This window comes from Escherichia sp. 94.0001 (genome assembly GCF_013369155.2).
Lineage (GTDB): Bacteria > Pseudomonadota > Gammaproteobacteria > Enterobacterales > Enterobacteriaceae > Escherichia > Escherichia coli_F.
Genome location: NZ_JABWMS020000102.1, coordinates 1 through 8,544, shown reverse-complemented (window position 1 = coordinate 8,544; position 8,544 = coordinate 1). Strand labels below are relative to the sequence as shown.

Annotated in this window: 5 protein-coding genes; 1 reads left to right on the top strand and 4 read right to left on the bottom strand. The window is 52.9% G+C overall.

The genetic code is table 11. From position 1 onward, the window contains the following. Nucleotides 1–149 precede the first annotated feature (149 nt). A complete protein-coding gene (locus HEN33_RS23390) occupies nucleotides 150–614 on the top strand; it encodes a hypothetical protein (protein WP_176262599.1) in 465 nt (154 codons plus the stop codon). Nucleotides 615–789: 175 nt separating this feature from the next. On the opposite strand, the gene HEN33_RS23385 is transcribed toward HEN33_RS23390, so the two are convergent. The 4 genes from HEN33_RS23385 to HEN33_RS23370 all read right to left on the bottom strand — a co-directional run. After that, entirely contained in the window at nucleotides 790–1,515 is a 726-nt protein-coding gene (locus HEN33_RS23385; protein ID WP_183083475.1) for a hypothetical protein, read from the bottom strand. Nucleotides 1,516–1,523: 8 nt separating this feature from the next. After that, on the bottom strand, nucleotides 1,524–6,062 hold the full coding sequence (locus HEN33_RS23380; protein ID WP_176262515.1) for an RHS repeat-associated core domain-containing protein: 4,539 nt from the start codon (nucleotides 6,060–6,062) through the stop codon (nucleotides 1,524–1,526). A gap of 30 nt (nucleotides 6,063–6,092) precedes the next feature. After that, nucleotides 6,093–6,524 carry a DcrB-related protein gene (locus HEN33_RS23375; RefSeq protein ID WP_103253938.1) on the bottom strand — a complete coding sequence of 144 codons (432 nt, stop codon included), beginning with the start codon at nucleotides 6,522–6,524 and terminating at the stop codon, nucleotides 6,093–6,095. A 32-nt stretch (nucleotides 6,525–6,556) separates the two neighbouring features. After that, a partial coding sequence (locus tag HEN33_RS23370) for a type VI secretion system Vgr family protein (RefSeq protein ID WP_183083474.1) occupies nucleotides 6,557–8,544 on the bottom strand: 1,988 nt, incomplete at its 5' end.

The following is an 8,544-nucleotide window of genomic DNA, read 5'->3' as shown; positions in this document are numbered from 1 at the left end:
ACATAAAATGCGAATTGTTTAGTACAAAAAAGCAGCGTTACGTGATCTTTCCCTGCTAAGGCCGGTAAGGCTAACCTCGTCTGGTTCCGCCACCCGTGAGATTAGCCTCTCCGTTGGCGGTATTAAAATCACTTAGTGGAGGTTGCCTTATGGCTACAATCCTCACCCCTGATTATGATTTACTGTCCATTCCTTTCAGTTCTGCCACCGATTTCACTGACCTGGCCGATCACTGTGACCGTTTCGCTGAAACCCTGATTGAATGTCGCGATCCAGCGCTGAAAATGGCGCTATATGGGCGTCTTCGCGCCTGTCTCTCCATTCTGTCTCCCACGCTGAACGATCCCATTCCGTCCCATCTGGTGGACAGCCTGACGCTTGATGATCTGCCGACCTCGTTTCCGCGCTTTGAGCCAAACCCCGAACAGTTGTGTGAGTATTGCCTGACGCTGCTCCAGCTTCTGACGGAACGGGCGCAGGGATCGGAAACACAACAATCCCTCACTGGATTACTGTGCGAACTGGTCTGGTTCTTTGCAGCAAAACTGAAAGCTCCACGCTGGCTGCGTACTGCTGATGGCGTGCTCTTTATCGAAGATCTGATCGAGCCATAAAATTGATATCCCCGGATTTTCGCCTGTAAGTACAGGCAAAGATCCGGGAGAATCCCCGCATACATTCAGCGCAAACATTCGCTCGCGGTTCCCCCGTCAGCCACCGTCCGCATCGTAAAATTATTGTTTGCACAGTCAAATAATCGAGCATATTTTATTCAAAGTTGGTTCATAATTATTTTGTCAAAAACTCTTTAATTCTTTCATTTAAAATATCCCCATTCATATCTTCTTCGCCCGTAGCTGAACTCAGACGGTAAACATTAGTAGTACCAGACGTGATACGAATAACTTCATCCAGATAATTCATCACATTAATAAAACCATGCGTCACACCATTAAGATTATTAATCTCAGACATCAGATATGAAAAATTAGTTAAAACAAATCTATTATCTATTGTACCAGTTCCAGTTCTTGGATTATTGAATTGAATCAAAAGTTTAGGAACTGGCTTGCGATTCCACTCATTTATAAAAACTCTTTTAGTACTCATTTCTCGAAACTCATCCACTGATTCCTTCCCTGAAAATTCATAATGAAATATAGGAGCACACAGTACAAGGTTATCTCTTTTGTTATCCAGTATCCCACGTAAATTATTATGATAGTTAGGCGGAATCAATAGAAGCGAATCAAAACCATACACATTATAATGAATATTTGTTTTTTTTAGAGCATAAATAGTTTCTGTTAATGACAGTTGGGCATATAGGTTAAAAGCAAATTTATCATCTTCACATCCTTTAGATGACAACAAAATATCACCTATGCCGTCGGCACTTAATAAATAATAAAAAATCGTGAACTTTGGTAATTCGATCCTAAATTTGAATAATTTTTTTCCTAATTCCTCAACTGATTCACCAAACCCATTAACCAAATCATCATAAGTAATCATAAATTATCTCACCTCGAATAGTCTGAACCTACATCCTGTCTATACCTAATTCCGGCCGCAGCCATTTCCCCACCACCCGAACTATTTTCAGGACGAAGCAATATAGACATATTGTTTGTATCATTATAGAAATCGTTCCTTTCTGCCCTTGTGGAGTTATAACCTGTTTCATTCCAGTGTTCAACTACAGGTTTTTGATGCTCAATTGTAATTCCCTGATCCGTTCTTTCTATAACTTGACCATCCGCAGTCATTATTTTCCCCTTATTTGGACCATCTAGGATCGTATGAGCATCAAGTACTTTATCCTTTATCCCTGCTCGGTAACTGCTTGGATATTCACTCTTTCGGTTATGAACTACAGGTTCTTCACCTGAAGCAAACTGCCCAAGTTCATCCCTAGGGCAGACGGCTAAACCCCACGGATCACACCAGCCCACCGGGTCATGCACATATGACTGCGTGTTCAGCCCGCCCGCCAGTTTCAGCGGATCCGGACTTAAATACTGCCCCGTCCCGGCGTCGTAGTAGCGGTGTAAATTATACCACAGCCCGCTCTCTTCATCCTGCCACTGGCCCATGAACCCCGCATCGCAGCTTTCACGCTCACTGTCCGGCGAGTCGTTCGCTGCCGGAAGCCCCCACAGGCTGCGGTGTTTCGTCCACACCTTCCGCCCGTTCGCGCTATACATCTCCTGCGGTGCGCCGTCCGGGCCGGTCACTACCGGGTAAAAATGGCTCCGGTCATCATTCGCTGCCCGGCTTTCCTTTGCCAGCAGTTCGAACCCGCCACGGTAGTGCCACTGCTCCCGCAGTGCCGGACTGCCGTCTGCATACCGTTTCTCACTGGCCGACAGCGCCATGCCCAGCCACTGATAGCGAACTTCACTGACGGCGTGGCTTTGCTGCTTCCACGCCGCCCGGACGATGTTACGTTTTGCCGTTCGTCTGCCAAAGGCGTCGTAGCTGTACTGCCACACTTCACCGTCCGGTGTCTTTATCTCGCGTAACCGGTCGAAGTCATCCCAGCGGTAGCGCCACACCTGGGGGCGGAAGCCGCGTTTTTGTTCGGTGCGCTTTGTCACCCTGCCGCAGCCGTCGTATTCGTAGCGGCTGTCGCCCGCCTGTGTCACACATTCACGGCTGTACTGGTGCTGCGACAGAATGCCGTTTATCCGGCTTTCGGCTATCTGCTCATTTACCGTATAGCGGTAGCGCTCTTCCTGCGCCGGGCCGTCAGCGTCCAGCCGCAGTACGCTGGTTATCTGGTCGCGGGCGTCATACTGGTAACGCGTTTCCCGCTCCGTACGCGTTTTCGACCACACTTCATGCCCGGTCAGGCGGCCCGATTTATCCCACGCGTAGCGGTGTTCGCCCAGCGGTCGCCACGACGCCACGCTCTGGTGGCTGCCTGCCAGCCGCTCTGCGCCCTGTTTTTGCCATGCCGTACGCCCGCAGGCGTCGTATCCCTGCTCCTGCATATATACCGCATGGTTCAGCGGCGTCTGTGCCAGCAAGCTTTCCTCATCCTCCGGCCGGTAACGCCGGTTTTTTTCCAGACCTGCCAGGGAATGACCGAAGTCCATCCGGTGGCCGTTGCTGCGGTAGCCCGTCAGAATACCCGAAGCGTCGTATTCTCTCTGTGTTTCCCCGTCCGGCGTAGTGGTGCCCGCCAGCCGCCCTGCCTCATCATAGCGGTACTCCGTGCGCTGGCCGTCCTGTTCTTCAGCCACCAGACGGTGATGCTCATCCCACTCCAGTGTCACTTCGCTGGTGAGCGTGTAACCTGCTTCACCGGCGTCGCTGCGCTCATACACCTGCGCGCTCACCATCCGGTCATGGCGGTCGTACTGATAACACAGTTTCTGATGCTCGCCGCTGATGGCGGTTACACGTCCATATTCATCCCTCGCATAGCGCCATACGCTGCCGTCCGGGCGGTGTTTTTCTGCCAGCCGGCCCTGTTCATCACGGATATAGACGGTTCTGCGTCCCGACCAGTCCTCCTCCCCGGCCATCTGGCCCGCCGCATCGTAGTACAGCCGCCACTGCTGGTTGCCGCTGCGCGTAAGCTGCGTGAGCCTTGCGGCACCATCGTAGTCGCAAAGTATCCGCTGCCCGCCCGCGTCCTCCAATTCCCGCAGCAGGTCAAATGCCCCGTGGCGGTAGCGCGTGGTCTGGCCCATGGCCCCGGTGTGGAGAGTGATTTTGCCTTCACCATCATAGCGGAAGGTTTCAGCGCCACCGTCGGCCCGGATTACTGCGCTCAGTTTCTCATGCGGGTTATCGGCACCGGGGCGGTACTGCCAGTTCACGCTGCGCCCTTCAGCATCCACCAGCCCCGTCAGCCGCAGCCAGCGGTCTTCCGTGTAATGGGTTGTGCGGCCTTCACCATCGGTATGGGAAAGCAGGCCACCGTGAGCGCTGTAGCTCCACTGTTCGTGGCTGCCGTCCGGGTACTGTATCTCCTTGAGCAGACCGTCTTCGGTATGACGGTACTGCCAGTTCTGCCCGTTCACCTCCCGGCGGATAAGATTCCCTTCGGCGTTATAGTGGTACGCCGCCGTGGTGCGGTGGTCCTGGTATGCCGTAACCTGACCAAATTCATCCCACTGCCATTCACGTTTACGCCCGTTCTCGTCCGTTTCGCTCAGGATACGCCCGGCATAATCGCGTTTTATCTGAGTAATGCGCCCACCCGGCTGGCGAATACACAGCGGCTGGTCGTATTCGTTACGCTCCCATTCAGTGATACGCCCCAGCGGGTCACGCTGTTTTTTCAGCAGCCAGGACTCATCGAACCACAGCGTGGTGGTGGCTCCGGTGGCATCGGTGTAATCGGTTCTGCGCTCCTCCGGGAAGTAGCGGAAGGTGTCGTTATACAGGCCTTCCTGTGTGCCTGTGGCAGTCACCCGGCCTTCATCGTCATAGCGCAGGTGGAAGTGCGTCGGGCCGTTGTCGCGCCAGGAACTCAGCCAGCCCTGTTCGGTATAGGTATAATGCAACGCGCCATTAAAGCGGGTCTGCACATCGCTCAGTCGCTGTTCATCGCCGTGACTGATATAGTCATAGCGCACCAGCTCGCTTCCGTCTGACTCGTCGATCACACGAAATATCTGCCCCTGCGGGCCACACATCACCCGCAGATTCAGGCCGCTGCTGTGGGTTACGTTTGTCAGTTGGCCGATGACGTTATAGGTGAAGCGAATTTCGTTGCGGTTGCGGTCTTTTATTGCCGTTAGCCGCAGGCGGCGTGCGCCGGGGGAGATGGGCGTAAAGATATAACCCAATTGTGAGTATTCGTCGAAGATAATAGCCCGCTCACGGTTTCCCAGGAGGCGATAGTGCGGGACAAGCAGGTTACGGCTACTGTATGGTGCCTGCTCCGTGGAGTAGGCCGGACATAGCCCCTCAGCATCAAAGTAGGTGACGTTTTTCCCGTTGCAATCGAACTCCAGAAACTGCGACCAGTTACACAACCAGCGACTGCCCAGCAAACCACTAACCGGATGTCGGCCTGTATAAGCACGTTTCAGCGTCAGCGGTAAAATATGCGGATAGTTGAAATCAGTTCGGTAATCCAGATATTCACCCGTTCCGGTATCCACCGGATCGCTGAACCCCTGACTGATACGCTCATTTGCGGCTCTGTTTAACTGCTTTGCTCCCCATAGAGCTGTTAACACTTCCAGACTTGATACAACAGATTGCTCCAGCACCGTCATATCGGCATTAATCGGCCCATACTGTCCGGTCGTCTTATCAGCCGTAATGGTTTTACATCCTTCCTGAATAACTGCCGAGCAGGTAATTTTATGGCCCTTACGCGCCAGCGGCAGGCTGTTGACGGAAATAATTTTGCTCCCTTCCACTATCTGTGGAGGAGGACTGCCCGGATCCTTACTACATTCAACCGGATCAGTGACGCGAGCTACCGCTTTTCCTTCAAAAAAAACATTAGGAGAGCCTTCTACAATCTGTCCGGTTTCAGATGCCCAGCGGGAACCAATTACCATCGCTGCGCCACCGACAAATCCACCAGCTAATCCCCCGGCCCCGGCAGCAACGGTGGCAGCCAGCACACCCAATGCCGCGCCCCCTGTAGCGACAACCAGAGCTCCCACTGCAATCCCTACAATAAGTCCACCGATTAACCCACCAATAGCACCCAGAAAGGAATTGTTATGAACAATGTGATGACCCACACACGCAGGTATATCTGTTGGGCCGGAAACTGCGTGATCTTTACCCCAGGTATCCATGAACCAGTCACCTGCTTTGGTGCCCAGCCATCCCCCCAGCATCCCGCCAACCAGTCCGGCAATCAAAGGGCCTCCAAATCCTGCAACAGCTTTGGCTATTCCGGCTGCACAGGTGTTTGCTGCTGCGGCTGCCAGTCCTACCTTTGCCGTTGCTCCCACCATACTGACAGCCATTATTCCAGTACTGGCAATATGTCCTGTGGTAGCAATACTCTCCACTGTTTCGGCATTACTGTCCCGTTGATCCAGCTCCGCTAACTTCTCCTGCGCGCTTTTTTCCGTCATCTGTTCGTCCTTCCCGCTGAACTGGCTGGGTTATTTATCCTGTGGCATTCCAAAACAAAAATTCAATAATGCTCCCCGCATCGCTTTACGATCCTCCTCTGCCAGCGCCTGCGTTGAGGAATAGGTCAGCGTCAGTACTTGTCGCTCGTTCAGGATTACCAGCAGCAACTGCTGTATCATCACCCCCTTGTTATCCCAGCTAAATTCCCAGTATTCCGCCGGGCGCTCCTGCACATGACAGCGTTCTTCTACGGTGAACACCATTTTCGACAGTTCGGTACGGAATTTCTTTTTCTGCACCGCCAGATAGTCATCAAACTGCGCGCCTTCCGGCAATATTTCACGAGTGACAACTACATTTGCTCCGGCAACCGCACTTAGTACTGGCGTCAGAATATTCATACTGCTGTCCTGCCAGTTTCCCGGCAGAGTGAAATGCCCTTCATTAATGAGATATTGCATTGTTATTTTTCCCTGAAAATTAATGAAATGGATTACTGTGGATTTAGCGCCAGATGGGTGGGTCCATCGAGGGTGATAGTGCCGTCTGAATTCATAACAAGAGTGCTTTTTCCGACAGTCAACTTTATCTGCGTTGCTGCGGTAAGGTGTATCGCCCCGGTTTTTGACGTGATGGTGATATTCCCTTCTACCGTCTCCGTGCAGGTTCCCGTTTCTACCGTCACCTCGCGTTTACCCGTTTTCACCGTCAGAGACTGGTCGCCTTCCGTTACGGTAATATTCCGGTTGCCTTTGATGGTTTCGGTATGCTTACCATCAACAAATTCCGTGCGGTCGATTTTTACCGTGGATGTTTCGTTATGAATGATGATTTTCGTCCGATCTGCCTTTACCGTGTGTGTTTCGTTATTTTTCACGACGGTATTCAGATCTTTCTCCGCAAGAAACCTCACTTCTTCCGCACCCGTTTTATCGTCAAAGCGCAGCATGTTTCCGTTGGTCGGCCCCCCCTGTAACGAGTGGCTGAATATCCCGCTCTGCGACGCCATGCCCGGTAGCCCCCACGGCGGCATGGTGTCCTGGTTGTAGGTGCGCCCTACAATGATCGGTAAATCCGGGTCGCCGTTTTTGAAATCCACCAGCACTTCCTGGCCGATGCGCGGGATCTGGATCATGCCGAATCCTTTCCCTGCCCACGGATAGCTGACGCGGATCCAGCAGGAGCTGTTTTCGTCATTATTACCGTAACGATCCCAGCCAAACTGCACCTTCACCCGTCCATATTTGTCCGTCCAGATTTCCTGCCCCGCAGGGCCGGTGACGATGGCGCTCTGCGGGCCTTTGGTGTGGGGTTTGCTCAGGGTTCGCTGTGGGCGGTAAACTTCGCTGGTTGGGTGCAGTTCAAACGTGGTGACATAGGTAAAATGCTGATCCTGGCCGCTGTGCTGCGCATTGTCCCGTAAAAACAGCGTGGTCTGTACCAGCAGGTATTCCTGATTAATTTCTGCCGTCGGGTGATTCATCAATGTAAAGGTGTACCCGGTCATGAGGGTACGGATATGACCGGCCCCATGTGCCCGGCTGCCTGGGCTACGCTGCGCTTCCATACGAATACGCGTCAACATCTCGCCTTCGCCCGTAGTGAAGTAATCACCAGGCCATTCGTAATGCTCGTATTCAGCATGACCGGTATCACGCGGACTGGCCACGGTACTTTTAAGCAGCGAACGAGGCTTCATAAAATCAAAATCGTCCATCACCCACTTTCCAGTACGCAGCCTCTCACTGGCCGTAATGGTGTGGATAAATTCCTTATCCAGTTTCAGCCCTTCCTGGTGCCACTCCACCAGTGGCGAGTCAGGGCACGCTTTATGACCATTGATGGCATCCGCCAGCACCAGCGTATGGCTGTTCTCGCTGTGCTCAAACCACCAGTAAATACCCCATTCCTGCATCAGGCGCTGGATGAAATCGAAGTCGGTTTCACCATACTGCACCTGCCAGGCGCGGGGTGGATAATTTTCCACCAGCCGCTTTTCCACCGGAAAGGAATATTCATCCAGTACTTCATCGAGAATATCCACCACGGTTTTGTTCTGGAACGCTTTGTAGTCGCTGGTATGGGTCAGCAGCTTCAGCCATGGCTCAATGCGTAATTCATACGTTACCGAACGGCCCTCATGGCCGACCACCCTCGCCGCCGTCACCAGCCCGCTGATATACCGTTTTCCGCCACCGTCCAGTTCGATACTGACGCACAGGTCTTTGCCTACCATGGGCTGAAGCGGCAGGTTGGCCGCGGGGGAAACGTATCCCAGGTTCAGGGCGTCCGGCGTTTTAAGCTGTACTGTGTAGGAAAACAGATTCCCAAGCCCTTCCGAACCATTCATGCCTGCGAACAGCAGCATCTGCGGCGGCACCGAACCACCACTTACTGTGACGTTATGCGCCCCCGGACCACCGGCTGCAAGCGACGCCGCCGCATCCTGAACTGCACCAGCCATATCCGATATCCCTGCTG

Bases quoted from the DNA above. Each gene is read 5' to 3' on its own strand.
- HEN33_RS23390 (WP_176262599.1), top strand. From the start codon at position 150: ATGGCTACAATCCTCACCCCTGATTATGATTTACTGTCCATTCCTTTC.
- HEN33_RS23385 (WP_183083475.1), bottom strand. From the start codon at position 1,515: ATGATTACTTATGATGATTTGGTTAATGGGTTTGGTGAATCAGTTGAG.
- HEN33_RS23380 (WP_176262515.1), bottom strand. From the start codon at position 6,062: ATGACGGAAAAAAGCGCGCAGGAGAAGTTAGCGGAGCTGGATCAACGG.
- HEN33_RS23375 (WP_103253938.1), bottom strand. From the start codon at position 6,524: ATGCAATATCTCATTAATGAAGGGCATTTCACTCTGCCGGGAAACTGG.